Origin of the sequence: Streptomyces sp. WMMB 322 (assembly GCF_900090145.1) — a bacterium.
Taxonomy (GTDB): Bacteria; Actinomycetota; Actinomycetes; order Streptomycetales; family Streptomycetaceae; genus Streptomyces.
Map to the genome: position 1 here is coordinate 55,733 of NZ_FMHI01000006.1, position 20,560 is coordinate 76,292.

At 71.7% G+C, this 20,560-nt stretch carries 13 protein-coding genes; 5 read left to right on the top strand and 8 right to left on the bottom strand.

Annotated features, from left to right (window positions below; genetic code table 11):
• Positions 1 to 562: 562 nt before the first annotated feature.
• The gene (locus tag H180DRAFT_RS12040; protein WP_055486034.1) at positions 563 to 1,258 is read left to right on the top strand and encodes a CPBP family intramembrane glutamic endopeptidase; all 696 of its coding nucleotides are present in this window, start codon (positions 563 to 565) and stop codon (positions 1,256 to 1,258) included.
• Between the two features lie 111 nt (positions 1,259 to 1,369).
• On the opposite strand, the gene H180DRAFT_RS12045 is transcribed toward H180DRAFT_RS12040, so the two are convergent.
• From H180DRAFT_RS12045 to H180DRAFT_RS12065, 5 genes are all read right to left on the bottom strand, one after another.
• On the bottom strand, positions 1,370 to 2,713 hold the full coding sequence (locus tag H180DRAFT_RS12045) for an MFS transporter (protein ID WP_159033576.1): 1,344 nt from the start codon (positions 2,711 to 2,713) through the stop codon (positions 1,370 to 1,372).
• Between the two features lie 523 nt (positions 2,714 to 3,236).
• On the bottom strand, positions 3,237 to 5,597 hold the full coding sequence (locus H180DRAFT_RS12050; RefSeq protein WP_055486209.1) for a GH92 family glycosyl hydrolase: 2,361 nt from the start codon (positions 5,595 to 5,597) through the stop codon (positions 3,237 to 3,239).
• A gap of 337 nt (positions 5,598 to 5,934) precedes the next feature.
• A complete protein-coding gene (locus tag H180DRAFT_RS12055; RefSeq protein WP_055486036.1) occupies positions 5,935 to 7,101 on the bottom strand; it encodes a hypothetical protein in 1,167 nt (388 codons plus the stop codon).
• A gap of 220 nt (positions 7,102 to 7,321) precedes the next feature.
• On the bottom strand, positions 7,322 to 8,071 hold the full coding sequence (locus H180DRAFT_RS12060; RefSeq protein WP_055486037.1) for a nucleotidyltransferase family protein: 750 nt from the start codon (positions 8,069 to 8,071) through the stop codon (positions 7,322 to 7,324).
• Positions 8,072 to 8,179: 108 nt separating this feature from the next.
• Positions 8,180 to 8,662 carry a GtrA family protein gene (locus tag H180DRAFT_RS12065; RefSeq protein ID WP_079100052.1) on the bottom strand — a complete coding sequence of 161 codons (483 nt, stop codon included), beginning with the start codon at positions 8,660 to 8,662 and terminating at the stop codon, positions 8,180 to 8,182.
• A 712-nt stretch (positions 8,663 to 9,374) separates the two neighbouring features.
• Here H180DRAFT_RS12065 and H180DRAFT_RS12070 point away from each other — a divergent pair.
• The 3 genes from H180DRAFT_RS12070 (at position 9,375) to H180DRAFT_RS12080 (ending at position 13,737) form a co-directional block, all read left to right on the top strand.
• Positions 9,375 to 9,680 carry a hypothetical protein gene (locus H180DRAFT_RS12070; RefSeq protein ID WP_055486210.1) on the top strand — a complete coding sequence of 102 codons (306 nt, stop codon included), beginning with the start codon at positions 9,375 to 9,377 and terminating at the stop codon, positions 9,678 to 9,680.
• A gap of 622 nt (positions 9,681 to 10,302) precedes the next feature.
• Positions 10,303 to 11,013, top strand: a complete 711-nt coding sequence (locus H180DRAFT_RS12075) for a GNAT family N-acetyltransferase (RefSeq protein WP_079100053.1) — start codon at positions 10,303 to 10,305, stop codon at positions 11,011 to 11,013.
• Positions 11,014 to 11,442: 429 nt separating this feature from the next.
• Positions 11,443 to 13,737, top strand: a complete 2,295-nt coding sequence (locus H180DRAFT_RS12080; RefSeq protein WP_055486040.1) for an FdhF/YdeP family oxidoreductase — start codon at positions 11,443 to 11,445, stop codon at positions 13,735 to 13,737.
• Positions 13,738 to 13,779: 42 nt separating this feature from the next.
• On the opposite strand, the gene H180DRAFT_RS12085 is transcribed toward H180DRAFT_RS12080, so the two are convergent.
• Positions 13,780 to 14,175, bottom strand: a complete 396-nt coding sequence (locus H180DRAFT_RS12085; protein ID WP_055486041.1) for a nitroreductase/quinone reductase family protein — start codon at positions 14,173 to 14,175, stop codon at positions 13,780 to 13,782.
• Positions 14,176 to 14,416: 241 nt separating this feature from the next.
• On the opposite strand from H180DRAFT_RS12085, the gene H180DRAFT_RS12090 reads away from it, so the two are divergent.
• On the top strand, positions 14,417 to 17,239 hold the full coding sequence (locus H180DRAFT_RS12090) for a helix-turn-helix transcriptional regulator (RefSeq protein WP_074466758.1): 2,823 nt from the start codon (positions 14,417 to 14,419) through the stop codon (positions 17,237 to 17,239).
• A 209-nt stretch (positions 17,240 to 17,448) separates the two neighbouring features.
• Here H180DRAFT_RS12090 and H180DRAFT_RS12095 read toward each other — a convergent pair whose 3' ends face one another.
• Both H180DRAFT_RS12095 and H180DRAFT_RS12100 read right to left on the bottom strand, forming a co-directional pair.
• Positions 17,449 to 18,021, bottom strand: coding sequence for a hypothetical protein (locus H180DRAFT_RS12095; protein WP_055486042.1), 573 nt, complete (start codon positions 18,019 to 18,021; stop codon positions 17,449 to 17,451).
• A 302-nt stretch (positions 18,022 to 18,323) separates the two neighbouring features.
• Positions 18,324 to 20,141, bottom strand: coding sequence for a LamG domain-containing protein (locus tag H180DRAFT_RS12100; protein WP_055486043.1), 1,818 nt, complete (start codon positions 20,139 to 20,141; stop codon positions 18,324 to 18,326).
• Between the last annotated feature and the right edge of the window lie 419 nt (positions 20,142 to 20,560).

A 20,560-nucleotide genomic window follows, 5' to 3' on the forward strand; every position in this document is an offset into this window, starting at 1 on the left:
GATTGAGCGGTGTAGCAGGGGATTTGCGGTGAATTGTTGAAGGAGTCCCGACGAGATGACGTCCTGGCTCTTCCCTGCAGCGTCGATGCTCTGGTACTCGGCACCGCTCCGGCCTCGTCGCGGCTGCGCTGTGCCGTCGCGGCGGTTTCCGCGCAGCGGCGGCCGGAGCATCCCGCCCGTCGAGGTGTGCACCCGCGGCCGGCCGCCAGGCGGTAAGCCGCTCAACCGACGGGCTGGGAACTGCGTGTTGGCGGTGCCGACCGGTCTGCGGCGATGCTGCGACCGGGAAGGACTGCCGGAGGACCTCTGCCGGGAGGCCTTGCGCCGGAAGGCTCGCACTTCCGGTGCGTGAGGCGCCTCCCCGGGCCGCAGGCCCCGGGGTCGGGGTCGGGGTCGGGGTCGGGGTCGGTCGTGAGCCTCCGTCGACTCCCCTGATCCAAAGGCGCGACGAGCCGTGATGCGGCATGCCCACCGGACCTGCGCCTCCCGTCAGTGTGGCTGATTGGCTTTCCGGGCTCGGTAAGTCATCGTCGACGGGGCGGAATTCGGAAACGGGAGTTGCATGCAGGACGAGGCGCACGCCGGGATTCTCACCCGACGTCAGGAGCTGGCCGAGACGGGTGTTTTCCTGCTGCTGATCGTGCCGTCGATGGCGTTGTCGTTTCTCGCGGAGAGCCGGGGAGCCTTGCCTTTTCCCGTGGTCGCCGCCTCGACGATCCTGCGTGATGCGGGCCTGGTTGCGCTGATTCTGCTTCTGCTGTCCCGGGCCCGGCAGCCCGTCGCCGCCGTCGGCTGGGTCCGGCGCGACATCGGGCAGGAGATCCTCGTAGGGCTCGCGCTTTCGGTACCGGTGCTGATCGGCGCCGCGTTGCTGGTCGCCGCCCTTCGAACCGCGGGTCTGTCCAGGCCTCGGACGGGTGCTGCGGGGCTGCTGCCCTCATCCGGTTTCGGCGACCTGCTGCTCGCCATCGTCCTCGTTACGGTCGTGGCCGTCGCCGAGGAGACGATTTTCCGCGGATATCTGATTCTGCGGTTCAAAAGCGTTCTTCAAAACCGCGCCTGGGCAGTGCTGTTGTCGACGCTGGTGTTCTCCGTCGGCCACGGATACGAAGGAGGCGCCGGCGTGTTGACGGTCGGTATGGTCGGTCTTGTTTTCGCCGTCGTCTATGAGTGGCGGGGAAGTCTTGTGGCCCCGGTCGTGATGCACTTCGTCGTGAATTTCGTCTCGATCGTGCTGGGGCCGCTGCTGCGTCGCTGACCGCGGCCGCATCCCTCATTGCCGGATCCCTCATTGCGAGGTCCCTCACGGGAGCTCCCTCATACGAGTTCGTAGAAGCTCTCGCCGTCGAGGTAGCGCACGGTGCCCACATCATGCAGGACGGTCTCCTTCACCTCGTGGCGGAGGTTGACGATGAGCGGGTACGTCAGGTCGTTGCCGGTCGGCCGTGCCGGAGTCCTCGGGGGCGGGCTGCGGCGCCGGTATGTCGCGGACCTTGGGCGACAGCACGAGGAACGCCGCGAGCAGACCGAGCACCACCGCACCGCAGACGAACGGCAGCGACACGCCCGTCTGGTACAGCGCCGTCGCGGCGAGCGGGCCGAGGACGAGGGTGAAGCCGTTCGTGGCGGAGATCAGCCCGGCCACGCCGCCCTGCTCGTCGGCGCCGACCCGCAGGCTCAGCACCGAGTTGTAGCCCGGGATGGCCAGGCTGTGACCCATGCCGGAGAGCACGGTGGCGGCGAAGAAGACCGGAAGGCTGTCGGCGAAGACCATCACCACGAAGGCGACGCCGGTCAGCGGCACCCCCACCCGGAGCAGCCGCAGCGGCCGCCACTTGAGGAACGGGATGACGACGCCCTGCACCAGCATCATCGGAAGCCCGCCGGCCAGCAGCACATACCCCGACCACTCGGCGGTCTCCCGCGTCGTCAGGCCCAGCCGGTCCTGGAGGAGGAAGCCCACGCTCATCTGGAGCATGCTGACGGAGAGATAGACCCCGACGCCGGCCAGCAGGAACGGCCAGACCCGCTCGTCCCGGAGGCTCAGCCGCGGCGCCTTCGTCCTCGGCCCGTCGGAGCGCGCGTCCTTGGACAGCCCCACCCATACGGCGAAGGCGGGCAGCAGGATCAGTGCGGGCGCCAGATAGAGAGCGGCGACCAGCCCGAAGTCGGCAAGCAGGCCGCCGAGTCCGGGCCCGAGGACCAGGGCGAGGCCGATGGCCGCTCCCACCCGTGCCATGCCTTTCACGCGGGTCTGCTCGTCCGGTGTGACGTCGGCGACGTAGGACTGCGCCGCGACGGGCAGCGCTGCCAACGCGCCGCCGAAGACGAGGCCGCGGGTGACCAGCAGCAGTGCGAACGTCGCCAGGGCGCCGATGGTGCCGATCAGCCCCAGGTGCGCGGACACGGCGAAGGCGAAGAGGCCCGCGGCGGCGCCGAACAGCGAGACGACGAGCAGCGGTTTGCGGCCGTGCGTGTCGCTGCGCCGGCCCCACCAGGGGCTGACGAGCGCGACCATGGCGGCTGACGCGCTCATCACGATGCCGAACTGGAATTCGCTCAGGGAGAGTTCACGCGCGAGCGGCGGAAGCACGGGCGTGAGGATCTGCTGGCCCGTGTATCCCCCGAAGACCGCCAGGTAGATCAGCAGAAAGCTTCGCCGGGGCGGGCTGCTGGAGCCCGTCGGCGTGGCTTGTGGCGCCGCAGTGGTCATGTTCTTCCCATCGATTCCGGTTCGGCCGACGTCCTGTGGTCCGGCCGGCATCTGCCCGGGCGGGGGATGCCGGCCCTGCTCCCCTCCGGTGCGACGTCGGAGTGGTCAGTCTTGTCCGAGGTAGTGCTGATCTGCTGTCAGTTTCCGCTATCCAGCGGTCTGTTGTGCGGCAGTCGGGGTTGCCGGGCCCCTGGACCGTGAGGCTTCGGCGCAACTGCCCGGCGGTGATCCGCCGCCGTACGCCGCGGTCCGCCGCCGTACGCCGCGGTCCGCCGCCGCCCTCTGCCGCCTCTGCCGCCCACCCGGGCCGCCTGTGCCTCTGCGCCCTCACGAGGGGCGCAGCCCCAGGGGGGCCAGTGCCGCGGTGAGCGCGGCGCTCGCCGTGTCGAGCCCGCGGCGATCTCCGGACCGACGACAGCCGGCCGGTGGAGCTCCTCCGCGCCGCCGCTCACGGAGCCCGTCCCGCGTCGCGTCGGACGCCCCTTCCGCGCGGCCGGTTCAGCAGGGGTGGTGCGGCGGGGGTTCAGCGCGGCCGGTTCAGCGGGGGTGGTGCGGCGTCGGGGGATGTGCCCCAGGTGGACGGGGAGTTGCCGACCACGAAGGACAGCTCTCCCGTCCTCCGCAGGGTGCCGGTGGTGACGTATGTGCGCTCCAGGTCCCGGCCGCCGGTCTCGGCCGACTGGATGTAGCGGTGCGTCCGCGAAGTTCCCGGGGCCTTCACGGTGAACCGGCCGCGGGGGTAGTAGCGCCGGTCCAGGCTGAGGTCGACGCGGTCGAAGACCGGCGTGGACAGGCCCCAGGTGTCGGTGCCGGGCTGGACCGGGAAGATGCCGATCGAGGACAGCACGTTCCAGGCGGACATCGTCCCGAGGTCGTCGTTCCCGGTCATGCCGGTCGGGGTGTCGGTGAAGAGCGTCAGTGCCGCGTGGACCACGTCGGTCGTCTTCCACGGCTGGCGCGTCGAGAGATAGGTGTACGGGGCGATGAGGTCGGGCTCGTTCTGCGGGTTGTACTTGTCCGCGTTGTAGTAGTCGTAGGGGCCGTTGACCCACACCTCCCGGGCTGTCCTCTCCGGGTCCTTCAGCATCTTGTCGTGGGCGAAGAAGGAGTCCAGGCGCTCGTTGGCCGCCTTCGTGCCCCCGATCAGGCCCACCAGGCCGGGCAGGTCCTGCGGCACCAGCCACTGGTACTGCCATGAGGTGCCCTCGTGGAAGCCCACGCTCTTCGCCGGGTCGGCCGGGCCCGCGAACTCCCCGCCGGCGTCCCGCGCGCGGAAGAAGCCCGTCGACTCGTCGAAGATCTCCCGGAAGTTCTGGGCGCGCCGGGCGTAGCGCGCCGCGTCCGCCTCGTGGCCGAGGCCGTCGGCCATCCCGGCGAGCATCGCGTCCGAGAGGGCGTACTCCAGGGTGGCGGAGGCGGCGTGGTCGTAGGCGGAGTCGCCGGGCTTGGTGTGCGGGCGGCCCTTGATGTACGGGACGAAACCACGCTCCAGATACTCCGGGTTCCCCCCGCGGCCGAGCGCCGGTGAACCGGCGGGCGGCAGGCCGTCGGCGTTCTTCTTCAGCGCGCGGTACGCCCGCTCCTCGTGCCCGTGGAGCAGGCCCTGCTCATAGGCGCCGGTCAGGAACGGGGTGACCGGGTCGCCGGTCATGATGTTCGTCTCGACGGTGCCGTAGCCCCACTTGGGCAGCCACCCGCCCTCCTCGGCGTTGTGCAGCACGGAGACCGCCATCTCTCGTGCCTCACGCGGCGCGAGCAGCGACAGGAGCTGGTTCTGCGTGCGGTAGGTGTCCCACAGCGAGAAGTTCTGGTAGTAGGTGAAGCCCTTCGCCCGGTGGATCTTCTTGTCCCAGCCGGTGTAGCGGCCGTCGACGTCGCTGCCGATGCTGGGGGCGAGGAAGGAGCGGTACAGGGACGAGTAGAAGGTGCGCCGCAGCGCCTGGCTGCCGCCCTGCACCTGTACGTCGTCGAGCCTGTCCTCCCACGCGGTCCGGGCGGCCCGGGCGACCCGGTCGAACGAACGCCCGCCCTCGGCACGCAGGTTGAGCCCCGCGCCCCGCGCGTCGACGTACGACAGCGCGGTCGTGGCCTCCACCGTGCGGTCCTCACCGGTGTCGAAGCGCACCCACGCGCCGTTGCCGCCGCTCCCCGCCTGCGACTTCTGCGAGCCCTCGGTGACCTTGCCGCCCTTCCACGTCCCGGAGGCGGTGAAAGGCCGGTCGAAGCGGGTGACGGTGTGAACGGTGTAGGGCTCGGTGTCGTCGCAGAAGCCCCGGCCGGTGATCGCGGTACGCACCGTCCGCTCGTCCACGATCTCCACCTGCGTGGAGACAGTTCTGTGCAGCGACTGGCCCGCGTTGAGCAGGACGTTGGCCTTGTCGGTGGCGGGGAAGGTGTAGCGCTGCACGCCCGTGCGCTGCGTAGCGCTCAGTTCCGCCTCGATGCCGCCCCGGCCGCCGAGCTTCGCGCGGTAGTAGCCGGGCCGTGCCGTCTCGTCCGCGTGGTCGAAGCGTGCCGCGTACTCGGCGTTGTCGGTCTCCGTGACCTCACCCGTGGTCGGCAGCACGGGCAGATCGCCGCCCAACCCGCAGCCCACGCCGGAGAGATGGACGCTGGAGAAGCCGCGGATGCGGTTGTGCGAGTAGTCGTAACCGGTGTTGTGGCCGGTGTCCGGCGACAGTTGCACCATGCCGAACGGGACCGCGGCACCGGGAAAGGTGTTCCCCTCGTTCTCGCTGCCTATGAAGGGGTTGACGAGATCCACCGGCCGGCCCTCGCCCGGAGCGGCCGGCCGCGGGGCCGCACCGGTGACCGCGCCGGCGAGCAGCGCGACGACGGTCAGCGCCACCGCGGTACGCAGGCGCAGGCGCCGGTTCCACTTCATGAAGAGACCCATGGCGGAACCTCCGGGTGCGGGCCGAGGCCCGGCGGTGGCGCGAACTGCGGGGCACCGGCGGGCCGTTGTCCGCGAAGAGCAGGACAACATGGAGACAACGTTGTCAGATTCAGCATTGTTCGGCCCGCGCGGCAGCGCCGTCAAGGGGCAGCCGGGACGCGTTTCACCGGCGGGGTGTGACATCGGCAACCGCACCGAGCCCTGTGCCCCCGAGCCCTTGCGTCCTGAGCAGGAAGTGCGCCGTGGCAGACGTCCCCCGGAACCCTCACGCGCCGTGGGCCCGGGGTGCGCTCAAGGGGCAGGGGCCCGCGGGACCGGGGCGCCGTCACGGTGCCGTGGACGCCCACATGAGCAGATAGACCCCGTACGCGACGGAGAACGCCGCAAAGACCCCGGTGACCGGGACGGATACGCGCAGCCGCGCTCCGGCCGCCGCGATCGCCGCGGGGAGGAGCAGCGGAAAGGCCGGCATGAGGAGCCGGGGCTTGACGGCGAAGTAGTGGGAGCCCCCGATGGCGACCACCGTGATCGCGATGCTGTACACCACCAGGGGCGGGCAGGGGCGGCTCCGCAGCAGACACAGAAGGCCGGCCACCGCAGCGACGACGACGGCCGCCGCCACGAAGTAGGAGAGCCCCACCGACCCCGGAACAAGCTTCTCCGAGGCGAATTCCAGGGCTGAGCGGCCGAAGTCGAAACGCGAGCCCCACCCCCGCTGAACCCTGAAATAGCCCAGGGGTGCGCCGGTGTCGAACCCGACCCAGGCCAGGTACCCCAGGTATCCCAGCGGCGCCACGGCCGGCGCCGTCCACACCCGCCAGTCCCTGCGGGAGGCCGGCTCCCGCCACAGGGTGAGCGCTGCCGCGCAGATGACCGCGAGGGCGACCGCGAAACCGTTCGGGCGCGAGAGCCCCGCGAGCACCGCCAGCGAGCCGGACCGGATCCAGCGGGAGGTGAGCGCCGCATGGAGCGACCATGCGGCCGTCGCCGTCAGCAGGGACTCCGAGTAGGCCGTCGTCTGCACCACGGCGTTCGGCACTACGCCCCACAGAACCGCGAGCCAGATCCCCGTGGTTCTGTCCCGTACGACCGTGCCGACGGCAAAAAGGCCCCACGCGGCGGCGAGTGCGGAGAGGGACGCCACGAGGATTCCCGCTTCGCCGGCGGTGACGGGAAGGACCGTGGACAGGACGCGTTCCAGGCCGGGAAGGAGAGGAAAGAAGGCCCGGTCGTCGTACACGAATCCGGAGGCTCTGAGGACCGTTCCGTAGCCGTCCGTGGCGATGCGCGCGTACCACTTCGCGTCCCAGGCATTTCCCAGGACCGCTCCGAGGTGCTGCCCCTGCGTCCAGGCGTGGACCGCGACGGCCAGCATGCCGGTCAGGCGGATGGCCGCGTAGATGCCGAGGGCGGGCGCCGCCTGCGACAGCGCGAGGCTCGCCTGCCTGAACAGCCGGCTCTCACGCTTCTCGCTCTCGGCCGGGTTGGCCATGGACCCTCCAGCGGGTGCTGTGACCGGTCAGGTTCACCGGCCCGCGACGCCCGGCAAGCCTTCCCGGCCACGGCACCAGGCGGGCGCAACGCAGCCTCAGCGCGTCAGGCCCGGGCTTGTCGGGGCTCGGGGCCCGGAGCCTGATGCGGGCCCCGGGAACAACGCGCCGACGCAACTTGTGCGCACAGCAGTTGCCGGCGTCCCAGGAGTCGCGGCGCGCTCAGTGGACGGAGTTCCCTGCCCGCAGCCCCGGAGGCAGGGCCGCCTCCGACGACTCGATCTCCTTGGAGGCCTCGATCACGTCCTTGACGGTGTCGATCCCTCGCCAGTAGCCGGTCACCCGGTATCCGACGAGCCGCCCCTCCTCGGCCAGCCTCGGAAACGTGGTGTCCTCGTGGTCCCCCGTCGCGGGAAGGAGCCCGACCACATCCGGGTCGAAGACGTAGATCCCGGCATTGATCCAGTACGGGAGCCGGGGTGACTGCGTGAACCCGCGGATCCGGTCTCCGTCGCCGAGGTCGGCGAGTCCCCAGCTCGAACGGTACGGCGACAGCGCGACGGTGACCGACCCGCGTCGACGGGCGTGGTGCTCGGCGAGTTCCCCGAGGGGGAACGTCGTGATCACGTCGCCGTTCAGGGCGAAGAAGGGTGCGTCGGGCTCCGCGAGGTGCGCGGCCCCGAACTTGAGCGCTCCGCCCCGCCCCAGAGGCTCGCTCTCGACGGCGTACCGCACCGTCACGCCGAAGCCGGAGCCGTCGCCCACGTAGTCCGTGATCATCTCGTGCCTGTAGCCGCCGCTGATCGTCACGGACCGCACACCGTGCTCCGCGAGCCACGCGAGCTGGTGGCCGACGATGGGGGTGCCCGCCACCTTCACCATCGCCTTGGGCGCATCGTCCGTGTAGGGCCGCATGCGGGTGGCCCGGCCGCCCGCCAGTATCAGCGCCTGCGTCACCGAGGATCCGGACATCCTGCTTCCTCCGTCGTCTGGGTTCCGGGCTCGGCGCCCGGTGCGTTCCGTGAGGCAGCACCCCGGGTCGTACCGGTTGCTGCGGCGTCCGGGCAGAATCCGATTCCGCTACCCGTCCGCCGGACTGCCGGCACGGCTGCCGACGGTGTCGGTCCGCGCCCGGAAGACCCAGGTCCGGTACGAGCAGAAGCGGAAGCACGTGGCGACTGCGATTCCCAGCCCCTTGAAAAGGTTGCTCTGGAGGCCCGAGTTCCAGCCGAACCAGTTCGTCGCCGAGTAGAGCACCCCGTTCTCGATCGCCAGGCCGACCACGCTGAACAGCACGAAGAAGGAGAATTCCCGGGCATGGCCCCTCCTTTGCCGGTCGCGGTAGGTGTAGTAGCGGAATCCGAGGTAGTTGGCGAATATGGCGGCGCTGGTTCCGGCGAAGCTGCACTTCTCCACGGTCAGCTGGGTTGCGGTCCGGCACAAATTGAAGACCGCGAAGTTCACCGCCACTCCGAACCCGCCCACGACCGCGAACTTCGCGATCTCGTTCGCCAGTGCGGGTATCCGCGGACGTTTAGCACCTGGCGTTTTTCCTTCGGGCATGGGCAGTCCAGGGGCGTGTACCGGAAAGGGCACCTGTGGATGTTCTGCCGGGGCGCTGACGGCGGAGAACGCGGTCGGGCCCCGATGGGCCGGCCCGCCCGGCAGCGGCGCCCGGGCCGGCGAACCTGTGCGGTGCCTCACCCCCGGCGCGCGGAGACAATCCCGGGCAGGATCCACCGGTACTTCGCGGGCACAAGCGGTTCATCCGCACCGGCGGTCCGGACGCGATTTCTCATCGGGTGCTGCGTGCTGTGCTCTGTGCTCATGTTCTGCGTACGGGCGCGCGGAGACGCGGAATTTCGACTGGATGGTGTGCGTGTGGCCGGTTCCTGCACCGACCGCGGCCCCGGTGGAATTTCATGCATGGGGAATCGGTGGAGAGCCGGGCGGACGGCGGAGACAGCGCCGCTTCTTCCACCCGCTGCTCCCACCCGAATTCATTTCCGTCACTCGCCCATGCAAGCACGATTTCCACCGGGCCGCCCGGCGGGTGCGAGTTCGGGCGGCCGGGCGGGTGTCCACTCTCCGCTGCCGGACGTGCACGGGGAACCGGATCACGGCGCCGCGGTGCGGCCGGGGCCGGCCGGAGACCGCAATGACCTTGATCTTCTCCGCGGGGGCCGTTCCCGTCACGGAAACAGCCGCGGTCCCACACCCGGTCTCGCGGCACCTCCTCGTCGGAACGGGGCACCGGCGCCGTACTCTCGGAAGCATGGTTGATCCTCAGAAGTCCGAGCCCGACGCCCTGTACGAGGACGCGAACCAGGGCGTGGAGGATGCCCGTCGGCACGTTCGCGAAGCATCGGCCGGAACGGACATCTCCCGGCTCGAGACAGCACTCGACGAACTGGAAGCCGCGCTCGCCCACCGTGAAGCCGCCCGCCTCCGGCCGCAGGACGACGACTGGCTGCTCACAGCCCTCGGCGCGGCGAACGCGATCGACCCTGAGTACCACGGCGAGACGGCGGACCGTCCTACGGACTCCCCGTCCCGTGCGAACGAGGAGGAACCCGACTGAGCGCCGCCCCCAGCGTGAACAGACCCCGCGAGACGCCCCCGTCACGTGCCGGCAGCACCCAGGCCGTTCCGGTACAGGGAGTGACAGTGGCTTCTGACCGACTGCCGGTTCACCGTCGATCGGCTGCCATCCACTTCTGACCCGGCTGCATCCGCCCTCCGTACGCCCTGTGACCAGCTCGAACGCTGGCAACGGGGCTTTCTTGTGCATACAGGGGCCGTCAGCGCAGGACGGGGGTGCGCCGGGCTCGGGCCGGGAGGCGGGTGGGGACGGGTGGGGACGGGCCTGCACGTGCGGTCACGAGCGCCTCCCGGACGTGGCCGGACCACCGTCGTCTCCCGCAGGGACCGCCCCGGCTTCGGCTTCTGACCGCGGCACCTCCTGACCACGCGGCGCCGCACCGGACCGCGCACCCAGGGGCTGTCTGACAGGAGGCGTGGCACCGCGCCGCCGGTGGCGGGCTTCTGCCACGTTCACCGGCCCGGCGCGGGCCCGGACGCCTCTCCCGCGAAGAGGCGGATGTGAAACCTGACAGGGCCGAGAAGCCGGCGGATTTGTCCAAGTTGAATGACGTGTCACATGCCACTTACGTCGAACGGTGTGCGGCCGCTAGCGTGCCGTCATGACAGCGCGGGCCCCCGCTCCCGTGGCCTTGAACGGCCGGCACGTCATACTGGAGCCGCTCAGGATCGATCACGTCCCGGACCTCTACGCCGCTCAGCGCGGCGTCGAGACGGACTGGGGCTGGCTGCCGGTGCTCGCGCCCCGGTCGCAGGCGGAGATGCGTCTCATAGTGGAGCAGCGTCTCGCCCAGCAGGCCGCCGGGGGCGCCTTCCTCTTCGCCGTGCTGGACGCCCGTACCCGGCGCGCCGCCGGCTGGATCGCCTATCTCAACATCAACGTCATCGATCAGCGGGTGGACATCGGCTGGCACTGGCTCGGGGAGTCGCTGTCGGGCACGTACGCCACCGTGGAGATCCATCTGCTGCTCGTCCAGCACGCGTTCCACCTGGGTTTCTCGAGGGTGGAGTGGCAGCTCGACGACCTCGACCGTGCGGGGCACGACACGATGCTGCAGATCGGTGCGCTCCGTGAAGGGCTGTTGCGCCGGCACCAGAAGAGGCCCGACGGCACGTGGCGGGACACCGCTCTGTATGCGCTGCTCTCCCCCAGCCGCGCCGCCCCTCCCGGTCAGGCGCAGCTGGCGGTTCCCGCGGCCCCCGCTCCCGCCGCCCCGGCGGCGCCCTCCTGGCCGGCGCCGTCGCCGGTGCCGCCGCAGGGCATCCGGCCCCGCGTCGGGCTTCCGCCCGCGGGCCACCGGTACGGGCCGTGAGGTCGCACCGCGAACGGCGGTGACCTGCGACGACCTGGGAGGGCCTGCGGTTGCCTGTGGGTGACCGCCCGGTCCGCCCCCGGCTACCCGCGTGCTCGCCCCGTCCGCGAACCGCCGCCGCCGAGCGGGCTGTTACCACCGAGCGGGCCGTTGCCGCCCCCGATCGTCCCGACCACCGGGGATCGTCCCGCGGATAGACGGCGCCTATCCGCTGATCGGCAACAGCTCTTTGACAGACCCGGTCCCGCGGAACAAGGCTGGAGCAGCCGCGGACAAGGCCGAACGCAGACAAGGGCGGCGATTTCCGGCCCGGCCCGGTTACGCCTCTTGAAGACGCGGCCACCGTGGCCTCGCCGGATCGCACCGGCCTCGACGGAGCGTCAGCGGCGCCGAGTTCGCGCCACACGCCAGAAGGGGACCGAGCAGACCATGCGCAGCAGCAACGAGGATCCGGCCGACGAGCTGTCCGTCACCCCGCCCAGAACCTGGGCGACGGGTGTGCCCGGCGTGACGCACGCCCTCCAGTACTCGCTGAGCCAGACCTCCGTGCGTCGTACGGCTCTGACACTGCTGAACGTCAACCAGGACAAGGGCATCGACTGCCCGGGGTGTGCCTGGCCGGAGCCGGGGGCGGGGAAGCGCAGCCGCAACGAGTACTGCGAGAACGGCGCGAAGCACATCAACGACGAGGCCACGTCGCGCCGCGTGACCGCGGAGTTCTTCCGCGAGCACTCCGTCTCCGAGCTGGCCCAGAAGTCCGACTACTGGCTCAACCAGCAGGGCCGGCTGACGGAGCCCATGGTCAAGCGCCCCGGCTCGGACCACTACGAACCCATCGGCTGGGACGAGGCGACCGGCCTGCTCGCAGCCGAGCTGCGCGGCCTCGCCTCCCCCGACGAGGCTCTCTTCTACACCTCCGGGCGGGTCAGCAACGAAGCCGCTTTCCTGCTCCAGCTCTTCGCCCGCGCGTACGGCACGAACAACCTGCCGGACTGCTCCAACATGTGCCACGAGTCGAGCGGTTCGGCGCTGATGGAGACCCTCGGCACCGGCAAGGGCACCGTGAGCCTGCAGGACATCCACGAAGCCGACCTCGTCCTCGTCGTCGGCCAGAACCCCGGGACCAACCACCCGCGGATGCTCTCGGCGCTGGAGGAGACCAAGCGCAACGGCGGCCGGGTCGTCGCCGTGAACCCGCTGCCGGAGGCGGGGCTGATGCGGTTCAAGCACCCGCAGAAGGTGCGCGGCGTGATCGGCCGCGGCACGGACATCGCCGATCAGTTCCTGCAGATCCGTCCCGGCGGCGACCTCGCCCTCTTCCAGGCACTCAACCGGCTGCTGCTGGAGGCTGAGGACGAGGCGCCCGGCGAGGTGCTCGACCACGGCTTCATCGACGCCCACAGCACCGGCTTCGACGAGTACGCGGCGCACGCCCGCCAGGTCAGCTGGGACGACGTGCTCAACGCGACGGGGCTGGCCCGCGAGGAGATCGAGGCGCTGCACGCACGCGTCCTGCGCTCGCGGAAGGTCATCGTGTGCTGGGCGATGGGGCTCACGCAGCACAAGCACGGCGTGCCCACCATCCGCGAGATCGTCAACTTCCTGATGCTGCGCGGCAACATCGGCAGACGGGGGGCCGGGGTCTGTCCCGTGCGCGGCCACAGCAACGTCCAGGGCGACCGCACCATGGGGATCTGGGAGCGGATGCCGCAGCCCTTCCTGGACGCCCTGGAGCGGGAGTTCGGCTTCACGCCGCCCACCCGGCACGGACTGGACTCGGTGAACGCGATCAGGGCGATGCGCGACGGCCGGGCCCGGCTCTTCGTCGGCGTGGCGGGCAATTTCGTACGGGCCAGCCCGGACAGCGGGGCCACCGAAGAAGCCCTGCGCAACTGCCGTCTGACGGCGCACATCTCGACCAAGCTGAACCGCTCGCACACGGTGTGCGGGGAGACGGCGCTGATCCTGCCGACGCTCGGCCGCAGCGACCGGGACGTCCGGGCCGGCGGCGAGCAGTTCGTCACCGTCGAGGACTCGATGAGCGAAGTGCACGTCTCCCGCGGCAAGTTGCCCCCGGCCTCACCCCACCTGCTCAGCGAGGTGTCGATCATCTGCAGGCTTGCGCGCGCCGTCCTCGGCGAGGCGACTGCCGTTCCCTGGGAGGAGTTCGAGGCCGACTACGGCACGATCAGGGACCGCATCTCCCGGGTCGTGCCGGGGTTCGAGGACTTCAACGCGAGGGGCGCGGCGCCCGGCGGCTTCCGGCTGCCGAACCCGGTCAACGAGCGCAGGTTCGCCACCCTCTCGGGCAAGGCGGTCTTCACCCGCAACGAGTTCACCATGCTCCGGGCGCCGAAGGGGCATCTGCTGCTTCAGACGCTGCGCTCCCACGACCAGTGGAACACCGTCCCGTACGCGATGAACGACCGGTACCGCGGCATCCACAACGCCCGGCGGGTCGTGCTGGTCAACCCGGCGGACCTGGCGGAGCTGAACATCGAGGACCGGGCCGAGGTCGACCTGGTCGGCGTCTGGCACGACGGCGTGGAGCGGCGGGCGAAGGGCTTCCGCGTCGTCGCGTATCCGACGGCGCGCGGCTCCGCCGCCTCGTACTACCCGGAGACCAACGTCCTGGTGCCGCTGGACAGCGTCGCGGACATCAGCAACACGCCCACGTCGAAGGGCGTCGTGTGCCGCCTGGAGCCCGCGGGGCTGCCCGTGTGAAGCGGTCCCGGCACGGGGTGCGGCCCCGGCGGGGTCCGGCGGTCACTCGTCGAGGTCGACGCGCACGGACAGCAGGTTCGTCCCGAAGGCCCGTACCGCGGCGCTGTTGAGCCGCGGAAGGGTCTTCAGCCGGGCGACGGCGTCGTCCTCCGGGACGAGGTGGGCCGTGCCCGTGTGCCACCGCCCGTGGATGCGCACGCGGACGCGCGGGTCGGCCTGGATGTTGCGGATGTACTGGGACCTGACCCCGTACTCGGAGACGAGCCAGAACTCGTTGCCGGTGCGGCGCCCGCCGACGGGGGTGCGGCGCGGCAGGCCGGAAGTGCGTCCGGTGGTCTCCAGGAGGACCTGGCCCGGCAGACGCGTCGTGACGGGGTTCCCGACCCGGCGCTGGAAGGCCGTGACCGCCTGGAACTTGAGCTCCTGATAGCGGGACATCTGCTGCTGGTTCTCCTCTGGTCCGGCTTGTCCGCAAGGTGTCCATTCTCGTCTGCCGTGGTGCGTACTGCCCCACGGGGGCCGGGACTTGACCGTACGGCAGCCGCCAAGTCAGGGCTCTGGTGCATTAGTACGAATACGTGATACATAGCGGGCACCGGCCATCGGTGGCATGTGCATCGCTCGCAGGCGGCCCGGTACGGCGAGGAGTTCGTGACGACTGGGCGAGGAGCGGCCTCTCGTGTGCGAGCAAGCGTGGCAGCGGCAGTTGGCGTGCGCGCCGGACGGCGGACCGGCACGCCCGGCGCTGGTGCTGGTCGGGGCCGCGGCCGGTACGGGGAAGAGCGAACGGGTGCGGCGGCTGCTGGAGTCTCCCGACGCGAGAGCCGTGCCCCGGCTGGTCGTCGCGTTCGGCCCATCGGGTGCCGTGGACATCACCGATCCCGCCGCCTGCGTCTCCCATCCGTCCCTGGAAGCCTCACTCGCCTCGGTGCGGCCAGTGCTGCTGGTCGCCGAGGACCTGCACCACGCCGGCGAGCACGATCTCGGGCTGCTGCGCGGCCTGCTGCGCGAACCGCCCGCACGCCTCGTGGCGGTGCTGACGTACCGGCCGGAACAACTGCCGCGGCCGGGCCTGCCGTTGGGACGTGCGGTGGACTACCCGGCCCGGCTCTCCGTCACCCGCTGGGAGCCGCCTCCCCTGGACGAGCAGCAAGTACGCACACTGGCCGGGAAGTTGCTCGGCGCCCGGCGCTGCACCCAGGGCTTCGTCACACGGCTGCACCAGCGCTCGGCGGGCGTGCCGCAGGTCGTCGTGGATCTCCTGTGCACCCTGCGCGACGCGTGCGGCAGCCGCGAGCGGGGGCACTTCACCGCCGCGGACGTGGACGGGGCGGGGGTGCCGGTACGCCTGGCGGAACTGGTGCTGGAACGGCTGGGCACGCTCCCGGAGGCGTGCCGCCCGGTGGTCCGGGCGGCCGCGGTGCTCGGCGCTCCGGCGGGCGCCGGGGACCTGGCCACCGTGGCCGGGCTGTGCCGCGAGGCGGGGCACGAGGCGCTGGTCGCGGCCCTGAAGGCGTCGGTCCTGCGGGAGACGGAGCAGGGACGGTACGGGTTCGCGGTGCCGATGGAGGCCACGGCCGTCTACGAGGAGCTGCCCGGCCCGGTGCGGGAGCAGCTGCACGAGCGCGCCGCGTCGATGCTCGCGGGCAGGACACCGGTCCCCTGGACTCAGGTCGCCCGCCACTGGAGGGGCGGCGGCCGTACGGAGGAGTGGCTGCGTGCCGCCGAACACGTCGCGGACACCGGAGGCGACGGCGTCGGTGACGGTGCCGGAGACGGCGACGGCGACGGTCACGGCGGCCCCGACGGCACGTTCCCCGAGGACGAAGCCCGCTCGGCCCTGCTGGAGCAGGCGCTGGACGCAGGCGGTCTGCCGCCCGGACGAAGGGGCCGGCTGGCGCTGACGCTGGCCCGCGGCGCCATGCTGGTGCCGCGTTCGGAGGGTACGGCGAGTGCGTTGCGGCGCATCGTCGACGACCCGTCGCTTCCGGCGGGCGCCCGTGGCGAGGTGCGCCTCGAACTCGGCCTGCTGCTGCACGGCCAGAAGCGCCGGTTCCGTGAGGGGCGGGCCGAACTTCGCCTGGCGGCAGAGGAGTTGACGGAGCGGCCCGCTCTCGCCGCCCGCGCCTCGGCCGCGCTGGCCAACCCGTTCTTCCCCGGCCCCTCCCTCGATGAGTGCCTCGGCTGGCTGCGTCGCGCGGAGGAGGCGGCGCTCGCGTCCGGGGACCGGACCGCGAGCACGGCGGTCGCGGTCTGCCGGGCGACGGTGCTGATGAACTTCGGTGACCCGGTGGCCTGGAGGCTGGTGGAGGAGCTGCCGCGGACCAGCCCGGACCGTGCGGGACGTCAGCAGGTGGCCCGGGGGCTGTGCAACACGGCCAACGGCGCGGTGCACCTCGGCCATCACCGCCGCGCCGGTGAACTCCTCGCACAGGGCGTTGAGTTGGCGGTACGCAGCGGCGCACCGTTCCTGGAGCGGCTGGGTCGCGGCACGGCCCTGTTCCGCGACTGGCTCACGGGCCGCTGGGACGGTCTCGCTGAGCGGTGCACCGTGCTCGTCGCGGAGGACGGCGTCGCGAACGACGCCCGGGTGGTTCTCGCGATGCTCGCACTGGCGAAGGGCGAATGGGCCTCGGCTGAGGACTGGCTGCCGCGCCCCGCCCCGTCGCCGCAGGACCTCCGGGACGGCGAACCGTGGAACCCGTGCGGGCCGGAAGAGGCCTGGGAGACGTGCGAGGCACCCGTCGCGGCCACGGCGGCAGCCGCGTACGTCCGTCTGCACCTCGTCCGCCAGGACGTCGACTCGGCGCGGCGGACGGCCGATTCGGCGTGGTCGTGGCTGCGGAGGAAGGGCGTGTGGGTCTGGGGCGCGGCCCTCGCGCCCTGGGTGGTCGAGGCCCGCATCCGGGCCGGCCGGCCGGCCGCGGCCCGCGCGGCGGCCGAGGAATTCGCGGACGGCCTGTCGGGGCGGGACGCCCCCGCGGCGACGGCGGCGCTGCTGTGGTGCCGGGCCCTGCTCGCGGAGGCGGCGGGCGAAGCGCAAGCGGCGTCCGGACAGTTCGAGGAAGCGGCCGCCGCGTACGCACGGCTGCCGAACCCTTACGCCTCGGCCCTGATGACCGAGAGCGCGGGACGCTGCGCCTTCGTCCCGGGCGGCGACCCGGAGGCGGGCGCCCGGAGCCTCGCGGAGTGCGTGGAGCGGCTGGCGGACCTCGGCGCGGTGTGGGACGCCGCGAGGGTGCGGGCGACGCTGCGTGCGCACGACCCCGCCGCGGGACGGCGCCGCTCCCCGGGGCGGCCCTCGTACGCGGAACGGATGTCCCCGCGAGAGGGGGAGGTGGCCGAACTGGCCGCCACCGGACTGACGAACAGGGAGATCGCCGCCACGCTCCATCTGTCTCCGCGGACGGTGGAACAGCACGTGGCGCGGGCGATGCGCAAGCTCGGCATCAGCTCGCGTCAGGCCCTGGCCCGGCGGGCGGAGTCGGCGGGGTGCTCCTGAGCGCCGCCACGGCCGCCCGCTTCCCGCCGCGTGGCGGCGGAACGGCGGCGGAACGGCGGCGGAACGGCGGCGGAACGGCGGCGGAACGGCGGCGGAACGGCGGCGGCGGGCAGGTGCGCGTTCGCCGCGCACCTGCCCGCCGCCTGTCGCGTCGTCTCACCCTGCGGCCCCGCACGGGCACGGGAGCGGGCGGACGGCGCCGGTACCGGTCAGCACATCGTCGGACGCATCACGTCGTACGCGCTCGCCCAGCTCGCGCAGCCGGGGTCGGAGTGCCCGTACCAGTTGTGCCCGAACTCGTGCGCGGCGAGCAGGGCGAAGTCGCTGACGAGGGTGGAGAGCATGATCCTGTCGCCCTGGCCCCAGTTGCATCCGACGACGTTGCCGCCGCCGCAGCCCTGCACGTATCCGCCGGTGCACTCCACGGGAGTGCCGCTGGAGGACGTCTCCTGGGCGTCGCCCCAGAAGTTGGCGCCCTGGCGTATGGGGCCTTCGAGGCCGCTGCACGACGAGGTGATGTGGTAGCTCCAGGCGGTGAAACCTGAGCGCTCGTCACGAGGTGCGTCGGGGAGACTGCCGGTGCCGGGGGCCTCGCCGGTCGGGAAACGGTCGGAGAGCACGCCTTCGCCGGCGGCCTGCGCGCTCTGCGCGGAGACGGACTGTGCGGCGTCGGAACGGGCCGCGGCGCCGATCTCGGCGGCGGTGGCCGAGGTGGGGAACGCGAAGACGAGTGCGAAGACCAGAGCGGCGGCGCCGGTCAGTCTTCGTAGGAGCGTACGCATGGACAATCTCCTCTGTGGGGGGCGGCGTGCACCGCGTCGGCAGATCCCGTCCGGGGCCGCCGCGAATCCTCGGGCCGAACTGCGGCCCGCATACCGGTCGCCAGGAACGTACTCACGTATCCGCGGCGTGCCTATACGGGTGCGGCGATATACGGATACGCAAGAAATCCCCGCCGCCGGGCCGCACCCGGGCCTCCTCGTTCCATGCACGACAGCGCCCCAAGTCCCCGTCATGCGGGGGTACTTGGGGCGCAAAAGGTGTTCAGGGACTGCGGCCGGGGGAGTTCGGGGCTCTCCTCCGGCTACTTCGCCAGGGCGGCCACCTGCCCGGCGGTGAGCGCCTTGCCGAACGCCCTCACGTCGTCGATGCTCCCCAGCGTGCCCCGGAAGCCCTCACCGAACGACAGCCCGCGGCCCACGGCGAAGCCGCCCTCGGAGGCGAAGTCCCCGTCGTGCTCGGTGACGTCCTCGAGCCTGCCGTCGACGTAAAGGCGGATCTCGTTGCCGGGGTCGTCGTAGACACCCGTCAGGTGGGTCCACTCACCGGGCTCGGGGCCGAAGTCGGCGGCCGCCTCGTCGGCGTCGGCGTCCTCGGCGTCCTCGTCGTCGTCCTCGGGGATCCGCATCTCCCAGCGGTCCTCCTCGGCGTCGTACTGGAGCATGAAGCCGCTGGCCCGGTCCGCGTCCTGGCTCACCACGACCTGACGCTCCTCGGTGTCGTCGAGCCGCACCCGCGCCGAGACGGAGAAGCTGCTCTCGGTGTCGACCACGGGACCGTCCGAGACGACGGCCTGCCCCCCGGCGAACTGCGCCGCCTTTCCGACGACCCTCGTGGGGGGTGAGCCCCTGAGGGCCCCGTCGTTCCCGTTCTTCGAAGTGTCCGCCACCACCCCGCCCTTGACGTCGTCGAAGAGCCACTCGAGCAGCGCTCCGCCGACGGGCGGCCTGGAGGCGGGCGGCGGGGGCTTGCCGCCCTTGGAGGGCGGCTTGGAGCTGCGGGTCGCCGTGACGGTGGCGGTCGCCGTGGCCGTGGCGGTCGTACGGGCGGGCCCCGGCTTCCCCGGAGGCTGCGCGCTCTGCGACGGGCCGGCCTCGTTGCTCTGCGACGCGCCGGGACGAAGATTCCCGGAGAAGGCGAACGCGGCGGCGAGGGAGGTGAGTCCTATGAGGGCGAGGGTCTGCAGCACCCGGGTGGCACGCCTGCTGCGGCCCACGGGACGGACCGGACCCCAGCGCCCGAAGAGGCGACGCCGCGACCCGCCCGGCGGCTGCGCCAAGTGGACCCCGGCCGGGAGGAGTTCCAGGGCGGTTCCGACGGGGGCGTCCTCCTCCGCCCTCATGGCGCCGTACTCCTCGCCTCCCCAGGGCAGCACCGCGTCCGCCAGGAACCCGCCGCAGTCGACGCGCAGGCGCCCCAGGTCGGCGACGGCCCGCGAGCAGGCGGCGCACACCTCCAGGTGCGGCGCGAGATCGGCCGCCATGTCGAGGGACTTCTCCTCGGCGTAGGCGAGGACCATCCGGTGGAAGGGCCGGCACTCGTCGTCCAGACCGGCCTGGTGCGTCTGTACGTAGACGTTGTACAGCTCGCTGCGTGCGCGCCTCTCCAGGAGGGAGACCGCTTCGGTGCCCGGGCCGAGGATCTCCTCGATGCGCTCGCTCTCGTCGTGCTCGACGGTCCTGTGCCACAGCACCGCCTGGCTGTGGTCGGCGACGCCCTCGAAGGCCCGGGCCGCGAGGGTGGGGGTCAGGAAGGCCGCCTCCTCGGCACCCCCCTCACCGGCCGGGGGCAGAGGTATGTGTGCCTGGACCCAATTGATCAAGTCCTGGTTGAGAACGCTCCGTTGCTCGGTGCCGGCCCATGCCGCAGCGGTGCGCAGGACGACCGACAGTGCCCGCGGACGGACCGCGCCCGCGGTGCCGTCCTCCGGCCGCAACGCCTGCCTCCACGCCTGCCCCGCCAGGGCGTCGGCCGCGGAGGACGTCACGACGCAAGCCGACGCGAAGACCCTGACCGCCTGGAAGTGCCGCTGTTCGAGCTCCCGGAGCGCAGCGGTCGACGGCTCCCCTCCCGCTCGTACGAGACGGAGCAGTTCCGCGTCGGACTGGCGCGCGCGTTCCATGCGTTCGTTCAATCTCCCCGGCGGTCCCGGCCCGAACGAGTCGGCTGCTTCACCTGGTCGAGGCCCGGACCGCGTCGGCGGCAATGGTCGACGTCCAGCTCAGCGGAAGGATGCTGAAAAGGCCATAGGCAATATGTACCTAGCCTGGGACTGCTCTTGATGCCGTCGTCCAATCACCCTGCGGGGCGGGGCCGAGCGGTGTCGCATAGCCGGAAAGGGTGGTTACCGGCGGGTCCGCGCGGACAGGGGTTTGAGTTCCGGCATGAGGAGCAATGCCCAGTCCGGACCCGGCAGACGGAGCAGCCGGGCTGCCGGATCCCGGCCCGGCCGTCGAGCTGCTCCGCTGTCCGGGCGTCCCGGTCGCCGGCGCGGGCGCCCGGGTTTCCGGCGCCGGTGCCGCAGCTTCGGACTCCGGCCGG